Below are 17,991 nucleotides of genomic sequence, written 5' to 3'. Positions count from 1 at the left end.
TCAGTCAATTATCAGGATTTATTAGTACCCAGACCCGCATTTGAAATATATAAATTGGGAACAATCCTATTAAATAGAAAATTGAAGAAAAATAAAGCATTATATACTAATATTCAATATATTACAAACGCGCACATAGTTAATTCTATTTAATCGGATTGAAATAAATTCGGGATGATTGGGAACAATTTGGGAACAATTTATATATTTGTACCGTTACTAAAAATCCCGATTATGAAAGCAACAGCCTTTATCCGAAAATCCGCAAGTAAAAACGACACCAATAGTGTAGCTACAATCTATTTCCGATTAAGAGATGGTAAAAAGGACATTAAAGCTGCCAGTGAGCTGACAATTAACCCAAATCACTGGAGTAGCGAGAAGCAAGGTTATAAAGACAGAGTAGCCCTTGTTCATGAAGAGAAGAAGCTGGCACTGAACAACGAAGTACAGAACATCATCAACCTGATAAGTCAAGAGTATACACCGGAAGCTGACAGCGAATGGCTAAGCACACTCATAGACAAATATCATCATCCAAACAGATATAAAACAGAAGAAGAGATTGCAGCGGAAACCAAACCCACCTTGCTGGATTTGTTTGCTGAATTTCTTGTCAAGCATAAATTATCAGAAGTTCGCATCAAGAACTTTCGAGTAGTACAACGTGCTTTAGCACGTTATGAACTATATGTAAGAACAACAAAGAGAGGACAAAAGGGCTTTATCCTTGACGTGGATTTGGTAACACCTGACACGCTTCGGGATATGTGGGACTTCTTTCAGAACGAATACCAGTACTATGAACTTTACCCGAGCATTTATGAAGCCATTCCCGAAAAGAGGACACCACAGCCTAGAAGCAAGAACACGCTGATAGACTGTTTTTCAAGAATACGCACATTCTTCTTGTGGTGCTTCGATAACAAGCGTACCACAAACAGACCTTTCGACAAATTCCCGATAGAGGAGTGTACATATGGCACACCTTATTATATAACACTCGAAGAAAGGGACAGGATTTTTAATGCTGACCTTTCAGCCACCCCACAACTGGCAATACAGAGAGATATATTCATATTTCAGACACTGATAGGATGCAGGGTGAGCGACCTGTACCGAATGACCAAACTAAATGTGGTCAATGAAGCCATAGAATATATTCCCAAGAAAACCAAAGAGGGGAATCCGGTTACGGTACGTGTTCCACTTAACGGCAAAGCGAAAGAAATCCTTGAACGCTACAAAGAATATGATGGGAAACTGTTGCCGTTCATATCCGAGCAAAAGTACAATGACGCCATAAAAAAGATATTCAAGTTGGCTGGAGTTGACCGCATCGTAACAATCTTAGACCCATTGACGCACAACGAAATCAAACGACCTATTTATGAAGTGGCAAGCAGCCATCTGGCAAGACGTACGTTTATCGGCAATATCTATAAAAAAGTGAAAGACCCGAACCTTGTTTCCGCACTGTCGGGACACAAGGAGGGAAGCAAAGCTTTCAGACGATACAGGGATATTGACGAGGAAATGAAAAAAGACCTTGTAAAACTATTAGACTGATACTTGTATGGGACAACAAGAATATGACAATTTCAAAAGACTGATAAAGGAATGGCTCGACAGCCATCCGGATGAATATGCCGATTTCGTAGAAGAAATGAACGACAAGAAGTTCAAAGGGTTCTTCAATATTTTCAATACGGCTGTAAGGCTTGTTCCGAAATATAAAGAAGCAGCACGCAAGAGAATAGGCGATGATAGAAACCCTGATTTCGAGGAACTGGAAAATGTCCTTTTACAATCAGACCTTGCCGAGAAGATAGTGAATGAGTTTCATACCCCGAACAAGAGAAGCATTGTTCCTGCCATGCTTGCATGGCTCTATTACGGACGAAGCTATGAATGCATGGTGGAACAGGGTGAGGAACTGACCAAAAGAAAGGATATTCCCACCTTATACAAATGGCTTGTTTCCGGCATGGTCAAGTTCATTATCAGAAAAAGCATCGCCAATGGCATGAGAACCAAAGAGGACTGGCAAGTGTTCAGGAAGCAACAGAAAGCCATTGAGGAAAATACTCTTGTGGAATGGGCAATAGAAGAAGATGAAGACATGGACGAGGAAGAAACAGATATGTTGCAGGAAGAACAGCCAAAGACCGCAGGACGCAAAGCCGACACACGCACGTTGCCAGAACTTCTGATAGAAAGGCATGACATACTGATTGAAAGAATTGGCACACGATTGAAAACCCATGCTACGGAAACAGATATAGCACGGCTGTTTATCGCACTGGTGGAATACCGCTTCATGCGGAAGTGCCCCATCAAGACTTTCAGAAACGCACTGCACGAGCAATTCAATGAACAAGAAATCGTCCACGAAAGAGGCATTCAGAAAGCATACAGAAATCTCATTTCACCACTTGGAAACAGCAAGAAACTGGTAAAAGACATTGGTGAAGACCATGAAGCCATCGAGGAATTGAAAGCCTATCTATCCAATTGAAGTTCGTTTAATTCGCTTTTCGTTTTTACGAATTTAACGAATTGAATATCATTGTTTTACGATTGATTTTCATTATATATTTGCGCCACTATCCTAATCGGGGTAGTGGCTTTTCGTTTATAATACTGCCGAAACGGGAAGTCTTACAACCGGCAGTTTCAAGAAGCCTATGACAGACATATTGGCAATTATTCAAAACGGAAACGGCAACATCAAGTTGGAAGTAACAGGAGAAGATTTGCTATTATTCTCCAACCAGTTAATCAGCCGTGCGAAACATGAACTTTCTACCGCCATTGCGGAAGCAAGAAAGGAGAAGTATCTAACCAAAGAGGAAGTGAAAAAGATGTGCGGTGTTTGTGATACCACACTCTGGCACTGGTCTAAGAAAAACTATCTGAAGCCTGTAAAGGTTGGAAACAAGGTCAGATACCGACAATCCGACATTCAGAGAATCTTAGGTGAACACAACCCTTTAATCTAAGCCTATGAAGGAGGAAGAATATATACGCGTAGGAACAACTTTGTACAAGGTAGTCAATCAGCCATGCGCCAATGGCGGTTATGAGAAGAAACGTGTCGTATGGAACAACAGCACATTACGGCAGGACTATGGAAAGAATTATCTTGCCACCGTCCCCAAGTATGACGGCTTTTGCACTGTTCCCAATCATCTGAACTACCAAAAGGAGATTGAGGGGTTTCTGAACCTTTACGAGCCGATAGAGCATAAACCGCAGCAGGGGGACTTCTCCCACATCCAATCCTTGATGCGGCACATCTTCGGAGAGCAATACGAGCTGGGCATGGATTATATGCAACTTCTGTATCTACAGCCGACACAGAAGCTACCCATTGTCCTGCTTGTTTCAGAAGAACGCAACACAGGCAAAAGCACGTTCTTGAACTTTCTGAAAGCCGTGTTTGAGAATAATGTGACTTTCAACACCAACGAGGATTTCCGCAGCCAGTTCAATTCTGACTGGGCAGGAAAGCTGCTAATCGTTGTGGACGAAGTTTTGCTCAACCGCAGGGAAGACAGCGAACGGTTGAAAAACCTGAGCACCACTTTCACCTACAAGGTGGAAGCCAAAGGCAAAGACCGAACGGAGATTGCTTTCTTTGCCAAGTTCGTGCTATGTTCCAACAACGAATATCTGCCCATACTCATAGACGCAGGAGAAACACGCTACTGGGTGCGGAAGATAATGCCGTTGCAGAGTGATGATACCAACTTTCTGCAAAAGCTAAAAGCGGAAATACCCGCATTTCTTTATTTCCTGACCCAAAGGGAACTATCCACAACACAGGAAAGCCGTATGTGGTTCAACCCAAGACTGACACATACCGCAGCCTTGCAGAAAATAATCCGAAGCAACCGCAACCGACTGGAAATAGAAATGACCGAGTTGTTGCTTGACATCATGTCGAACATGAACGTGGAAAGCGTATCATTCTGCCTGAACGACCTTGTAACCTTGCTACTCTATTCACAGGTCAAGGTTGAAAAGTATCAAGTGAGGAAAGTTGTGCAGGAAGTATGGAAACTTACTTCCGCACACAATTCGCTATCCTACACCGCTTATGAGTTCGCACCCCATCGTGAGTGCCACTATGAGCCGAAAAGGAAAACTGGTCGGTTTTATACGGTAACGAAAGAACAACTGACCGCTATCTAATTATTTTGATGAAATGATGAATAAGGAAAGTAACATATTGCCTTACAGATAGATATGTATTCATCAAACACTCATCAACAACGATTGCTGATGAAAAAAGAAAACATCATTTCTCTTTTGGCAAGCAATCTGATGAGAAAAAGATGAACCGATACAGTTCTGTTTAACAACGTGTTACATTTCAAATTCATCAAATCATCATTTTTTCATTCACCAACAAATCCGTAAGAAAATGACAATAGAAGAAGCTAAGAGCATACGAATAGCCGACTACCTGCACAGCTTGGGTTATTCACCAGTAAAACAACAAGGTATCAACCTTTGGTACAAATCCCCATTTCGGGAAGAGAGTGAAGCATCGTTCAAAGTGAATACCGAACGTGAACAATGGTATGACTTCGGTTTGGGAAAGGGCGGAAACATCATTGCACTGGCTGCACATCTGTATGCTACCGACCATGTACCTTACATTTTGAAACGGATAGCGGAGCAGACGCCGCACGTGCGCCCGGTATCTTTCTCTTTTGGAAAGCAAAACTCTTCCGAGCCGAGCTTCCAACAGTTGGAGATTCTTCCGTTGTCATCTCCTGCCCTGCTTGCCTACTTACAAGGTAGAGGAATTAACATAGAACTGGCGAAAAGAGAATGTAGTGAAGCCCGTTTCACCCACAACGGCAAGCGGTACTTTGCCATCGCCTTTCCCAATGCTTCGAGTGGGTTTGAGGTTCGCAACCGCTATTTCAAGGGCTGCATCGCTCCAAAGGAAATCTCCCACATCAGACAGTCTGGGAAAGCGAGGAATACCTGTTATGTGTTCGAGGGATTTATGGACTACCTCTCCTTTCTGACATTGAGACAGGAGAACTGCCCAAATTATCCGGAATTGGACGGACAGGACTATATCGTATTAAATTCCGTATCGAACGTGAATAAAGCTCTCTATCCGTTGGGCAGCTACGAACGCATCCACTGTTTTTTTGATAACGACCATGCAGGCATGGAAGCCCTCCAACAAATCCGCAAGGAATACGGCAGAGACCGATACATCCGTGACGCTTCACAGACTTACAGCGGATGCAAGGACTTGAACGAATACTTACAGAAACAGGCTGAGAAAAAAGGGCAGCTCCAATCCGTCAAAGAAGTGAGCAGCCAGTCACCGAAAAAGAAAAACGGCTTTCGGTTATAGCCCACTATAACTACACGCTCCGCTTTCGTAGTTGTGGGCTCTCCCGAGGGGATTAGGGCTTTGCCCTAATGACCCACTCAGGACGTTTCACCCCTGAGAACCCCGAGCAAAGAGTGACCCTCTCTTTGCAATCTCCGCTTATGGGTTACCCCTAAGAAATCTCGTGCAAATGAGAGCAGAGGCAAGCTTGCTTGACCTATGCCGAATGCAGCCGAGATTCATAAAATAACCCCTCTGCGAAAGCGAGCAGAATAATCAATTGCAAACAAAGAAAAGAAGCTATGGCAACAAAATCAAGCATACATATCAAACCTTGCAGAATCGCATCGAGCGAGGCGCACAACCGAAGGACTGCCGAATACATGCGCAATATCGGAGAGTCCAGAATCTATGTCGTTCCCGAACTTTCCACCGATAACGAACAGTGGATAAATCCCGACTTCGGCACTCCCGAACTGCGAACTCATTATAACAATATCAAGCAAATGGTCAAGGAAAAGACCGGACGTGCCATGCAGGAAAAGGAAAGGGAACGTAAGGGAAAGAATGGAAAGATTATCAAGGTGGCGGGATGTTCACCCATCCGTGAAGGAGTATTGCTCATCAGACCGGACACCACACTAACTGATGTACGCAAATTCGGTGAAGAGTGTCAAAGACGCTGGGGCATCACTCCGCTACAAATTTTCCTGCACAAAGACGAAGGGCATTGGCTGAACGGTCAGCCGAAAGCGGAAGACAAAGAGAGCTTCCAAGTCGGTAACAGATGGTTCAAACCAAATTATCATGCTCATGTCGTATTCGACTGGATGAACCATGAAACCGGAAAGAGCCGAAAGCTCAATGACGAAGATATGGCAACCATGCAGACCTTGGCTTCCGATATTCTCCTAATGGAACGTGGGCAGTCAAAGGCTGTCACAGGTAAGGAGCATTTGGAGCGAAACGACTTTATCATTGAGAAACAGAAAGCCGAACTGCAACGTATAGAGGAAACCAAGCGACACAAGGAGCAACAGGTAAGTCTTGCCGAGCAGGAACTCAAACAGGTAAAAGCAGAGATACGCACCGACAAACTCAAAAGTGTAGCCACTGATGCAGCCACAGCCATAGCAAGCGGTGTCGGTTCTCTTTTCGGCAGCGGTAAATTGAAAGATTTGGAACAATCTAACGAGAATTTACGTCATGAAATTGCCAAACGTGACAAGGGCATTGATGAATTAAAAGCCAAGATGCAACAAATGCAGGAACAGCATAGTAAGCAGATTCGTAACATACAAGGAATACATAATCAAGAACTTGAAGCCAAAGACAAGGAAATATCACGATTGAATACCATTCTTGAAAAAGCGTTCAACTGGTTCCCATTACTCAAAGAAATGTTGAGAATGGAAAGACTGTGCTATGCCATCGGATTTACCAAAGATATGGTAAACAGTCTTTTGACCAAAAGGGAAGCTATCAGATGCAGCGGAAAACTTTACTCCGAAGAACATAGACGAAAATTTGAAATAAAGAATGACATTTTCAAGGTGGAGAAAAGTCCGGTTGATGAAAATAAATTGGTACTGACCATAAACAGGCAGCCGATAGGCGAATGGTTCAAGGAGCAATGGGAGAAGTTACAGCAGAATCTGCGTAACTCGGTGCAGAGAGAACAAAAAAACAGAGGATTCAAATTATAAATTCGTTCAACATAAAACAAAATCTCGATTAAATGACTAATTTTACATTTGGATAGAATCATCTATCCAAGAATAAGAAATCAAAGAAACGGTATGTTCATCTGGTTGCTTAGGATGCAGCATAATTGGTTCACGTTTCTCATAATCCATTTAGCCACTCGAATGGGACCAATAGAGTATATGATACGAATATGAATAAATTGTTCATGCCTTTTATGATGCTTGTCTACCTGCTCTTAACGGCTTGCGACAAGGATGATGTTTTACCAGCAAGACCCATGGAGTGGTCATATGAAATCATTACGCCTGCAAACGTCCAATTTTTAAAATCAACCACAGACGTTTCTCCGTCCTATTTTTTTGAGACGAATGGCAAGGGAGGTGATATGGTAATGACTTGTGAGAATTATGATGTGCTCAACCCCATATCAGGAGATTCTTACGTATACGATTGTGGATGGGCCACCCTCAAGATAGAAGGCAATCAGGTGAAAATTCACTTCGCTCCATCTACTCCTGATGATGTAGCACTAACACACGAAGAAATTCAGATTTCAGCCAATGACGGGGATAGAAAAGTGTATACGCTTATCGGTTTTTCCAGAGTCATTAACGAGGAGGGTCCCACAGACCCACAGCCGGAGGGGTTGCCCGAAGAAGCGAAGTTCAAGATGATAATGTCCGAATATACTCCCTTTATGAAGATTGAAAGTCCGCTGCCGGCACCTCTCGATTTGATTACCTTCCGAATCACGGATATAAACGGTGAATATTCACCCATAGACATCCCTGAGTTCACACACTATTATGATTCTATTGTGTGGAGCGCAGATGATTTTCCTCACACATTCAAAGTGGCTGAAAACAAAGTTTCTGCAGAAAGCGCTGAAACACATATCACTACACAATGGAGTTCGCACTTCTTCAAGAGCGGTACGGTAAAGAGCCATCTGAAAGGCTACCGCGATGGAAAAGTGGAATATGAAACTTCGCATCGCATCACGCTTTATGACCGCGATTTTTTGGGACTTGAATGGGGCGCAATTAATCTACAGAAGCCTACGAATCTGACGGCCTATTGTCTGTTGGATCGAAATTATGAGTACAAGTTGTATGACATTGTTGCCAAGGGCTATAATCCTTATTCTCGATTTGTCCCAGTAAACCATAAATTGCTGCCGGATGCAGACTTTCTGCCGACAACTAAAAAGGCAGTCATGATACTGATGGAAAACAGTCTTGGTACTGGAGAAAATGCCAACGGCAAAGAAAGTCTATTCAAATGTCTGCCTGAAAAAGGTGTAGTGGCTGAAAGGTATTGGGAAAACGAAACCACCCGCATGCTGATGTTGCATCGGCTTCCTGATGAGGAGGGATTGGCAGAAGAAAGCTATTATTTGCATATCGAACCTAAATAAGTATTTATGAATAGAGTAATTATCACATTCCTATTTTTTATCGGAATAGCCGTATCATCTTGCACAACCTCTAAAAGCGTTGTGTCGCAAAATGCAGATTTGTCTAAATATGAATATGCCTCAATCATCAACAATGACACCTATCACATTCCTGCCCAACTGATGGAATACGAAATACAGTTGTTTGATGCAGTAGAAGGCTCTCGTCTTACGTTGGTCAGTGATATGCGTATAAATGAGCTGACTGCAACACAACAGTCAAAACTGCTTATGGTAAAATATGGGGTAGATATTTTAGAAGAAGAATCCATTGTAACTGTGAATTTCATAGATTTCCTCACGGGTCGCCCGATAGCTTCATGTCGTGGTGCATACAGTACATTAGGATTGAGCGTATCTGCAGACATTAGAGGTGCTATAAAACGTGTTGCCAAACAAATTGAAGCCACATTTCCTAAGTAATGCAATGCCACTTAAAAAACTAAAGGTTGCCTATCTAATGCATTCGCATGTACATAGGCAACCTTTGATGTATCTTTGTATTCTAAGAAAAATAGTATCTTGTTTAATAAACCCCAGCTAAAATTCATTTCTTAAATAATACAAAAACACCCAGTTTTACATTCTTGGGTGTAAAAATGGGTATTTATTTTGTAATCTACTGATTTTCAGCATTTATTACAGAGAGACAGGCTCTAACAAAATTCTGCCATTATCATAGGTACATAAAAAACAATAACCCTGAAGTTTGCTTGTTCAGCAGGGACAACAGGGTCTTACGCTTGCAAATATAGGCATTAATTTCTATATTTGCAAGAGAAGTTCCGCTTTTAAACTTATACCAAATGAAATATGACGAATGTTTGCAGGTACTATCCCCTGCAAGATTAAATAAATACGCACAAGCAAGCGGCAATGAAAAAGCCAAGACCTTGCGTCTATACCAATATAACATCAAGTTAAGCCAACGTTTTTATGGGGTTATCGGTATGTTTGAGATAATGCTACGCAATGCCATAAACACTCACTACAAACAATATTTCAATGATGATAATTGGATAATCAACCAAGCAAGACCCAATGGATTACTTGAACAGGAAGCTTCCGAAATAGTACGCATACAGCGTACTTATACCAATATGGGAGTGTACAACAACGATAAGATGGTAGCTTCCTTTACATTTGGTTTCTGGACTTATCTGTTTACAAGACGCAATTATCGCATAGGAGGAAAAACACTTCTTCAAATATTTCCCAACAAAGCGCATGGCTTAAAACAAACAGACATCTACAAACAATTGACTGCCATCCGTGAATTTCGTAACCGAATAGCACATCATGAACCTATCTGCTTCAACGCTACACGTGCGATAGATACAAAATATGCCAAAGAGCATTATGAGTTAATACGAACCTATATAGAATATATGGGATTTGATTCGGATTCTGTATTGCGAATGGTAGAAAAGCCCGATTCTATACTAAAAGTAATAGATGGCATGAAATAAATGCCCCATCTTTGGTGGAATACATAAGGATGATTGGGAACAATTTGGGAACATCTTCGATAAAAATAAAGAGCTAAGTAATTGATTTTTCAACACTTAGCTCTTATCTTTGTACCCAGACCCGGGGTCGAACCGGGATGGAAGTGAATCCACTGGTGTTTGAGACCAGCGCGTCTACCGATTCCGCCATCTGGGCATGTTTGATTTCTCAAATGCGGTGCAAAGATACAGCTTTTTTCTAAACCTGCAATACTTTTCCTAAAAAAAGGCGAAAAAAACGATAAAACCGACTTGAATCATTCCTTGTTTGTAAAATATGCAGTACATTAGCAGAAACTTTTAAAATCAATAGCATGGTAACCAATAAGGATAATTTCTGTGTAATTATGGGCGGAGGAATCGGCAGCCGTTTCTGGCCATTCAGCCGCAAGACACTTCCAAAACAGTTTCTGGATTTCTTTGGTACGGGACGTTCCTTGCTGCAGCAAACCTTCGATCGCTTCAAGCAGGTAATCCCCATGGAAAATATACTTATCGTAACAAATGACTTATATGCCGACCTTGTAAAAGAACAGCTTCCCGAACTTAAACCCGAACAGATTCTACTGGAGCCGACACGCAGGAATACAGCTCCCTGCATCGCGTGGGCTTCCTATCATATCCGCGCCTTGAATCCGGACGCCAATATAGTGGTAGCTCCTTCGGACCACTTAATTCTGAAGGAAGGCGAATTTCTGGCCGCTATCGAAAAAGGACTGGACTTCGTTTCCCAATCCGATAATCTGCTGACACTCGGTATCAAGCCCAACCGTCCAGAAACTGGATATGGTTATATACAAATAGCCGAAACCGCTGGTGATAACTTCTACAAGGTAAAAACCTTCACTGAAAAGCCCGAACTGGAACTGGCAAAAGTATTCGTGGAAAGCGGAGAATTCTATTGGAACTCCGGTCTGTTCATGTGGAACGTAAATACCATCATTAAGGCAAACGAAGCCCTGCTGCCCGAGCTGACATCCAAACTGGCCCCTGGCAAAGATGTGTACGGAACAGCCCAGGAGAAACAATTCATTGATGAGAACTTCCCGGCTTGCCCCAATGTATCTATAGACTTCGGCATCATGGAAAAGGCTGACAATGTATATGTATCATTAGGCGATTTCGGTTGGTCTGATTTAGGAACCTGGGGGTCTTTGTATGATTTGTCTCCTAAAGATGAGGCAGGCAATGTAGCTCTAAAATGTAAATCACTCATCTATAACAGCAAGGACAATATCGTGGTGCTGCCCGACAACAAACTTGCAGTTATCGACGGTTTGGAAGGTTATCTCATAGCCGAGTCGGACAATGTATTACTGATTTGCAAGAAGGATGAAGAACATACCATCCGCAAATATGTGAATGACGCCCAGATAAAATTGGGAGAAAAATACATTTAAATTAAGAATTAAAGGATAGGTGCCGAAGGTAAAAATAGCGGGAGTTGGAACTCATCCAACTCCCGCTTCCGTTTATTTAGGGGAGGAAAATAAACCGGTTAAAGCGCTGCACGGATGGCTTCCGCCACAGCTTTGAATTCTTCGTCCGTCAGTTTCAGTTTGGGATTGGAAAAAAGCATATCTTTTTCGTTCTGCATAGGAATCAGATGTATGTGCGCATGAGGCACTTCCAGCCCCAATACCGCTTCTCCTACCTTTCTACACGGGAAGGCCTTGCCAATGGCAAGCGCCACTCTCTTGGCGAAAACATGCATCGCCGCCAAATCCTCATCATTCAAATCGAAAATATAATCTACTTCCTGCTTGGGAATGACCAATGTATGACCTTTTACCAACGGATTGATGTCAAGGAACGCAAAGAATCTGTCATCCTCCGCCACCTTGTAGCAAGGTATTTCACCTGCGATAATTCTACTGAATATTGTTGCCATAGCTATAAATTATAAAATAAGGCAAGCCCGTATGCGGACCTGCCTTCCTTTAAAATGATATGTTCACTACTTCCAGGTTAATCATGCCCTGCGGAACTTTGATTTCTGCGATGTCACCTACTTTCTTGCCAAGCAGACCTTGTGCAATCGGAGTATTCACGGAAATCTTTCCTTCCTTCAGATTGGCTTCACTTTCGGAAACGATGGTATAAACCATCTTCATGCCATTCTTCACGTTCTTAAGCTCTACTTTATTAAGAATCTGTACAGAATCGGTTTTCAACTTCGACTCATCAATAATCTTGGCGTCGGCAATGGTCAGCTTCAAATTGTTAATTTTCATCTCAAGCATACCTTGAGCTTCCTTGGCAGCGTCATACTCTGCATTTTCCGACAAATCACCTTTGTCACGCGCTTCGGCAATGGCAGCCGATATTTTGGGACGTTCCACCGTCTCCAGGTGTTTCAATTCGGCCATTAATTTCTTGTAGCCGTCTTCTGACATATAAGCCATACTTTTTCCTCCTTAAATGTTATGTTAGTTTTTAATGGTACTATAAACAAAAAAGAATTCCAACATGGTCAGCATGCTGGAACCCTCTTTCCGATTTTCCTTTGCAAAGATAGCCTTTTATGCAATGCGTGTCAAGCATAAAAGGCTGCTTTGTAACATATTTAAACGAAAACTTCTTATTTATAACATGTTACAGCAATGCTTTCACTGCCGCCTCCAAGTCTTTAACACTCTCTCCACGGGCACTCAACTCATTGTTCTTGTTAACCAGGAACACAGAAGGCACATTCTTCACATTATAAGAAGCCGCTATAGACGAATAAATTCCATTGCCGTCGCGCACACAAATCCAAGGTAGATTGTCGGCAGTTGTTTTCCAATAGTGCTCGTCTGCATCCAGAGAAACCTGATAAATTTCCAATCCCTGGGCAGCATACTTGTCGTACAAGTCACGCAACATATAATTATGTGTAGCAGAAACGGCACTCTGATAAACAGTGAAGTCCACAATAACAGCCTTGCCCTTCAATTCGCTCAACTTACGTGTATTGCCCTTCATGTCACGTAGGTTAATGTCGATGATGCCGGTTTCGGAAATTGCCTCTTCAGGGATTTCCACCACCTTCTGTTGCGGAGTACGGGTATTCTTCATTCCCTTTATTACAATGTTGTAGAGGTTCTTGGAACGGTCTGCATCCGGATAATAATTGTTCAGGCTGGTTGCCACGGCTGCAAAACACTTAACGTCTTCCTTATTGTTCAGAGGGTCGAAAATCAAATAATTATTCAACTTCTGAAACAAGGCGAAATAGGCGGCAGCCGTATTGGGAGCGGCAAAAATATAGCTGATTTTCACTTCATCCTTATAGTTCTTCAATAAAGAGGCGAGACTATCCTCAAAAACATCAGCGCCTATCTTATGTGCCTGCACCGACTGCAGCAATGCATTCACATTGTCCTGAAGCTTCATCTGCTTCAACGTCAAGTCCTTTATCTTCGAGCTGTTCGGAGAACCTTCGACCGTATAGGCAGTGGCAAAATCGGTATAAGGTGCCCTTACCAAAACCGTTTCCGTCGAATCTACCGAGAAATTAATAACCTTGTCATCTACCCGCAAACGATAGAATTCCGGAGACACCGGACGTACCTGCTTGAAGTGGAAAGAACCATCCCCTTTCAGTTTTACAGAATCCAAAGGAACAATACCTTCCAATGCCGAGGCTTCCAAATAAAGCATCTTGCCGTCGGCACCAGACACTTCACCCTCTACTTTGAATTTAGGTTCGGAATTACATGCACCCAATGCTATTGCAGCAAGTGCCATAAAAAAGATTTTCTTCATATCGTATCTTCAGTTTTGTTTTGCAAACGTGCCTGCAAATATACTTCTTTTCAAGTTCAGTCAAAGCATTTTCCCACGTTCTTACATATAGAAAACAGCAAAAAACAACTAAATACAAACTTTTTATCTCATTCCCACCATTTTACATGAATAAATTATGTATCTTTGCACGAATTTTGAAAGAAAATTAGATATAAAACATTTTTTATGATTAACCCAATTGTTAAGACGATCGAGCTTCCTGATGGCAGAACCATCACGCTCGAAACGGGAAAGCTGGCAAAACAGGCAGACGGTTCTGTAATGCTTCGTATGGGCAATACCATGCTTTTAGCTACTGTTTGTGCCGCCAAGGACGCAGTTCCCGGAACAGATTTCATGCCATTACAAGTAGAGTACAAAGAAAAATTCTCCGCATTCGGACGTTTCCCCGGCGGTTTCACAAAACGTGAAGGACGCGCTTCTGACTACGAAATCCTCACTTGCCGCCTCGTTGACCGTGCTCTCCGCCCCTTATTCCCTGATAATTTCCATGCAGAGGTATACGTAAACATCATTCTTTTCTCGGCAGACGGCGTAGATATGCCCGATGCTCTGGCCGGACTCGCTGCTTCTGCCGCACTTGCAGTTTCAGATATCCCCTTCAACGGACCTATTTCCGAAGTACGCGTAGCACGCATCAACGGACAATTTGTCATCAACCCTACCTTTGAGCAACTGGAGCAAGCCGATATGGATTTGATGGTGGGCGCCACTTATGAAAACATCATGATGGTGGAAGGCGAAATGGACGAAGTTTCCGAGCAGGACTTGCTGGAAGCTATGAAGGCCGCACACGAAGCCATTAAGATTCAGTGTAAGGCACAGATGGAACTGGCAGAGGAAGTAGGCTCTACCGTGAAACGCGAATATTGCCACGAAGTGAACGACGAAGAACTTCGTAAAGCCGTTCACGACGCTTGCTACGACAAGGCTTATGCCATCGCCGCTTCCGGAAACAAGAACAAGCACGAACGCATGGATGCTTTCGATGCCATCCGCGAAGAATTCAAGGCACAGTTCTCCGAAGAAGAATTGGAAGAAAAGGCAGCCCTCATCGACCGTTACTATCATGATGTGGAAAAAGAGGCGATGCGCCGTTCCATTCTGGACGAAGGCAAGCGCCTTGATGGACGTAAGACCACCGAAATCCGTCCTATCTGGTGTGAGACCAGCTACCTGCCCGGTCCTCACGGCTCCGCTATTTTCACACGTGGCGAGACACAGTCTTTGTCTACAGTGACTTTAGGTACCAAGTTGGACGAGAAGATTATCGACGACGTATTGGAACACGGAAAAGAACGTTTCCTTCTGCACTATAACTTCCCTCCGTTCTCTACAGGCGAAGCTAAGGCACAACGCGGTGTAGGCCGCCGTGAAATCGGTCATGGGCACTTAGCATGGCGTGCCTTGAAGGGGCAGATTCCCGCAGACTATCCGTACGTAGTACGCGTAGTATCCGACATCCTCGAATCAAACGGTTCTTCTTCCATGGCTACCGTATGTGCCGGAACTCTGGCATTGATGGATGCAGGTGTGAAAATTAAGAAACCGGTATCAGGTATCGCCATGGGATTGATTAAGAATGCAGGCGAAGACAAATATGCCGTATTGTCCGACATCCTCGGTGATGAGGACCACTTGGGCGACATGGACTTCAAAGTGACCGGAACAAAAGACGGTATCACCGCCACTCAGATGGATATCAAAGTGGATGGTCTGTCATACGAAATCCTTGAAAAGGCTTTGCTGCAGGCTAAAGAAGGCCGCGAATATATCTTGGGAAAAATTACCGAGTGCATCGCCGAGCCTCGCGAAGACCTGAAACCTCACGCTCCGCGTATCGAGACAATGACCATTCCTAAAGAATTCATCGGTGCTGTCATCGGTCCTGGTGGAAAGATTATCCAAGGTATGCAGGAAGAAACCGGTGCCACCATCACAATTGAAGAAGTGGACAACATCGGTAGAATCGAAATCGCCGGTACCAACAAGAAGAGCATCGATGATGCTATGCGTATCATCAAAGGCATTGTGGCTGTCCCTGAAGTAGGCGAAGTCTACAAAGGCAAGGTACGCTCCATTATGCCTTACGGCGCATTCGTTGAATTCCTGCCGGGTAAGGACGGTTTGCTCCATATCTCCGAAATCGACTGGAAACGTCTGGAAACAGTGGAAGAAGCCGGTATCAAGGAAGGTGACGAAATCGACGTAAAACTTCTCGACATCGACCCGAAGACCGGAAAATTCAAGCTGTCACGTAAAGTATTGCTTCCAAGACCGGAAAGACAAGAAAGACCGGAAAAGAAATAAGAAATCTCTTATTCTTTAAGCATATAAAGCCTGGTGGAGCTCCATCAGGCTTTCTTTTTGTCCATACAGCCAAAATGGCTCCGAAAAAACAAGGCACAATGCTTGCATATTCCAAAAAGATTATGTTTTTTGCTATATAAAGCCTTATATTCCATAAAGAACCTCAATTAATGTCCGGTTTAAGGAGCCTACATACTATGAATCTTTTCTCACGCTTTTTCCAGGAAAACCAAGAAAAGTTTTTGGCCTTTGCTTATTCTTATCTCAGGGATAAAGCGGAAGCGGAAGACGTTGTGATGGAATCCATGATTGCCCTATGGGAAAATCGAGACCGCTGGGAAGAAAATAGTAACCTGCATGCCCTGCTGCTGACCATCATAAAGAACAAAGCCCTGCACGTACTCGAGCACAAGCAGGTGCGTCTACGGGCGGAAGAAACCATCAGTAGCCACAACCTGCGCGAATTGGACTTACGTATCTCCACCCTGAAAGCCTGCGAACCAGACAAGATATTCAATACGGAAATACAACATATCGTAAATAAGACCTTGCAGGAAATGCCCGAACAAAGCCGGAGGATATTCATGTTGAGCCGATACCAGAACCTGGCAAACAAGCAGATTGCCGATAGCCTGAACATATCACTTAAGACCGTAGAGGCACACATCACCAAAGTGCTGCGAATTCTCCGGCTGAGACTGAAAGATTATCTTATAACTATACTCATTATATTAATATCCTAAAAAGATGCCTCTACGGAATAGGGTTACCGCCCACTTTCCGGTTATATATACAAAAGGTAAAAAGAGCACATTTTAGAAAAGAAACAAATTATTGACAATGAACCAAGAGCTATTATATAAATATTTCAAAGGTATTACTTCCATTGAAGAAGAAAAGATGATACTCGACTGGGTAGACGCCTCGGATGAAAACCGGGACACCTTCCTGAAAGAGCGCATGATATATGACATTTCCTTGTTCTCGGACAAACAGGACAACAATGAAAAGAAAACGGTGCGCATCATGCCGATGCTCCGCTGGACGGCCCGCATAGCCGCCGTCACCATTGTCGCCATAGCCGGTTATTTCATCACCTCCGACTTTCTATATAACAAGGAGGTACAATTGCAAACAGTCACCGTGCCTGCCGGACAACGGGCGCAGATTACCCTTGCCGATGGAACGCGCGTATGGCTGAACTCCAAGTCTACCATGAAATATGCCGCCAACTTCGGACGCAACGAACGGAATGTGGAGCTGGACGGAGAGGCCTACTTTGAAGTAGCCAAAAACAAGAGTATCCCATTCTATGTACATACAGAAACGAACAAGGTAAAAGTTGTAGGAACGAGTTTCAATGTTTGTGCCTATAGTGGGAGCCATGAGTTCGGAACCACATTGGTAGAAGGTGTCGTCGATATCTATCCGGCCAACAGCAGCCAGATAATCACCAGGTTGCAGAAAGACGAGGTATTTCTCAATGAAAATGGAAAATGCAGAAAGACCGTCCTTCCTTCCTATGAATATCTACGCTGGAAAGAGGGACTATACTGTTTTGACGACGCCCCATTCAGCGGCATCCTCAGTAGACTGGAGAAATACTATAACGTAAAAATAACCGTTGCCAGTCCCCAACTGCTGAACTACAGCAGCTTTACCGGCAAGTTCAGAGAGCAGGACGGTATCGAACACATACTGCGGACCATCTCGAAAGACCATCCTTTCAAGTTCCGCATCAACGAAGAAAAGGACTCAATTGTTATATATGAGTAAGAAAAAAGATCGGAAAGTACCCCCATACTTTCCGATCCGAAACAGTCAAAAATCGACCTTAATCAATTTATTAACTTAAC

General features: G+C 43.2%; 16 protein-coding genes and 1 tRNA gene. 13 read left to right on the top strand and 4 right to left on the bottom strand.

All coding sequences use genetic code 11. From position 1 onward, the window contains the following. The first annotated feature begins 234 nt into the window (after positions 1-234). The 9 genes from JXR92_RS05390 (at position 235) to JXR92_RS05350 (ending at position 9,997) form a co-directional block, all read left to right on the top strand. A complete protein-coding gene (locus JXR92_RS05390; RefSeq protein ID WP_130069693.1) occupies positions 235-1,569 on the top strand; it encodes a site-specific integrase in 1,335 nt (444 codons plus the stop codon). 7 nt (positions 1,570-1,576) lie between these two features. Next, positions 1,577-2,518: a DUF6043 family protein gene (locus JXR92_RS05385; RefSeq protein ID WP_173022413.1), complete on the top strand. Its 942-nt coding sequence runs from the start codon at positions 1,577-1,579 to the stop codon at positions 2,516-2,518. 169 nt (positions 2,519-2,687) lie between these two features. Beyond that, on the top strand, positions 2,688-3,002 hold the full coding sequence (locus JXR92_RS05380; protein WP_004291341.1) for a helix-turn-helix transcriptional regulator: 315 nt from the start codon (positions 2,688-2,690) through the stop codon (positions 3,000-3,002). Between the two features lie 4 nt (positions 3,003-3,006). Further along, entirely contained in the window at positions 3,007-4,197 is a 1,191-nt protein-coding gene (locus JXR92_RS05375) for a primase-helicase family protein (RefSeq protein WP_130069692.1), read from the top strand. A 232-nt stretch (positions 4,198-4,429) separates the two neighbouring features. After that, entirely contained in the window at positions 4,430-5,386 is a 957-nt protein-coding gene (locus tag JXR92_RS05370; RefSeq protein WP_119961714.1) for a toprim domain-containing protein, read from the top strand. 281 nt (positions 5,387-5,667) lie between these two features. Beyond that, the gene (locus tag JXR92_RS05365; protein WP_119961715.1) at positions 5,668-7,071 is read left to right on the top strand and encodes a mobilization protein; all 1,404 of its coding nucleotides are present in this window, start codon (positions 5,668-5,670) and stop codon (positions 7,069-7,071) included. Between the two features lie 206 nt (positions 7,072-7,277). Further along, on the top strand, positions 7,278-8,489 hold the full coding sequence (locus JXR92_RS05360) for a hypothetical protein (RefSeq protein WP_119961716.1): 1,212 nt from the start codon (positions 7,278-7,280) through the stop codon (positions 8,487-8,489). A 6-nt stretch (positions 8,490-8,495) separates the two neighbouring features. Then, on the top strand, positions 8,496-8,951 hold the full coding sequence (locus JXR92_RS05355) for a hypothetical protein (protein ID WP_005940157.1): 456 nt from the start codon (positions 8,496-8,498) through the stop codon (positions 8,949-8,951). A 383-nt stretch (positions 8,952-9,334) separates the two neighbouring features. Further along, a complete protein-coding gene (locus JXR92_RS05350; protein WP_130069690.1) occupies positions 9,335-9,997 on the top strand; it encodes an Abi family protein in 663 nt (220 codons plus the stop codon). A gap of 112 nt (positions 9,998-10,109) precedes the next feature. Here the strand turns inward: JXR92_RS05350 and JXR92_RS05345 are convergent. Then, positions 10,110-10,193: transfer RNA gene (locus JXR92_RS05345), tRNA-Leu, on the bottom strand. A 157-nt stretch (positions 10,194-10,350) separates the two neighbouring features. Here JXR92_RS05345 and JXR92_RS05340 point away from each other — a divergent pair. Continuing rightward, positions 10,351-11,436, top strand: coding sequence for a mannose-1-phosphate guanylyltransferase (locus tag JXR92_RS05340; RefSeq protein ID WP_117599773.1), 1,086 nt, complete (start codon positions 10,351-10,353; stop codon positions 11,434-11,436). A 98-nt stretch (positions 11,437-11,534) separates the two neighbouring features. On the opposite strand, the gene JXR92_RS05335 is transcribed toward JXR92_RS05340, so the two are convergent. The 3 genes from JXR92_RS05335 to JXR92_RS05325 form a co-directional block, all read right to left on the bottom strand. Next, entirely contained in the window at positions 11,535-11,927 is a 393-nt protein-coding gene (locus tag JXR92_RS05335; RefSeq protein WP_117599774.1) for an HIT family protein, read from the bottom strand. Positions 11,928-11,976: 49 nt separating this feature from the next. Beyond that, complete coding sequence (greA, locus tag JXR92_RS05330; protein WP_005824394.1) at positions 11,977-12,441, bottom strand: transcription elongation factor GreA; 465 nt, start codon at positions 12,439-12,441, stop codon at positions 11,977-11,979. A 190-nt stretch (positions 12,442-12,631) separates the two neighbouring features. Beyond that, entirely contained in the window at positions 12,632-13,783 is a 1,152-nt protein-coding gene (locus JXR92_RS05325) for a thioredoxin-like domain-containing protein (protein WP_117599775.1), read from the bottom strand. 207 nt (positions 13,784-13,990) lie between these two features. Here JXR92_RS05325 and pnp point away from each other — a divergent pair, with 207 nt between their 5' ends. From pnp to JXR92_RS05310, 3 genes are all read left to right on the top strand, one after another. After that, positions 13,991-16,135, top strand: a complete 2,145-nt coding sequence (gene pnp / locus JXR92_RS05320; protein WP_117599776.1) for a polyribonucleotide nucleotidyltransferase — start codon at positions 13,991-13,993, stop codon at positions 16,133-16,135. Between the two features lie 170 nt (positions 16,136-16,305). Next, a complete protein-coding gene (locus JXR92_RS05315) occupies positions 16,306-16,878 on the top strand; it encodes an RNA polymerase sigma-70 factor (RefSeq protein WP_117599777.1) in 573 nt (190 codons plus the stop codon). A gap of 97 nt (positions 16,879-16,975) precedes the next feature. Then, positions 16,976-17,911, top strand: coding sequence for a FecR family protein (locus JXR92_RS05310; protein ID WP_117599778.1), 936 nt, complete (start codon positions 16,976-16,978; stop codon positions 17,909-17,911). Positions 17,912-17,991 lie beyond the last annotated feature (80 nt).

The organism is Bacteroides parvus, assembly GCF_017309675.2.
GTDB classification, from domain to species: Bacteria; Bacteroidota; Bacteroidia; order Bacteroidales; family Bacteroidaceae; genus Bacteroides; species Bacteroides uniformis.
This window is presented reverse-complemented; position numbering and strand designations above follow the sequence as displayed.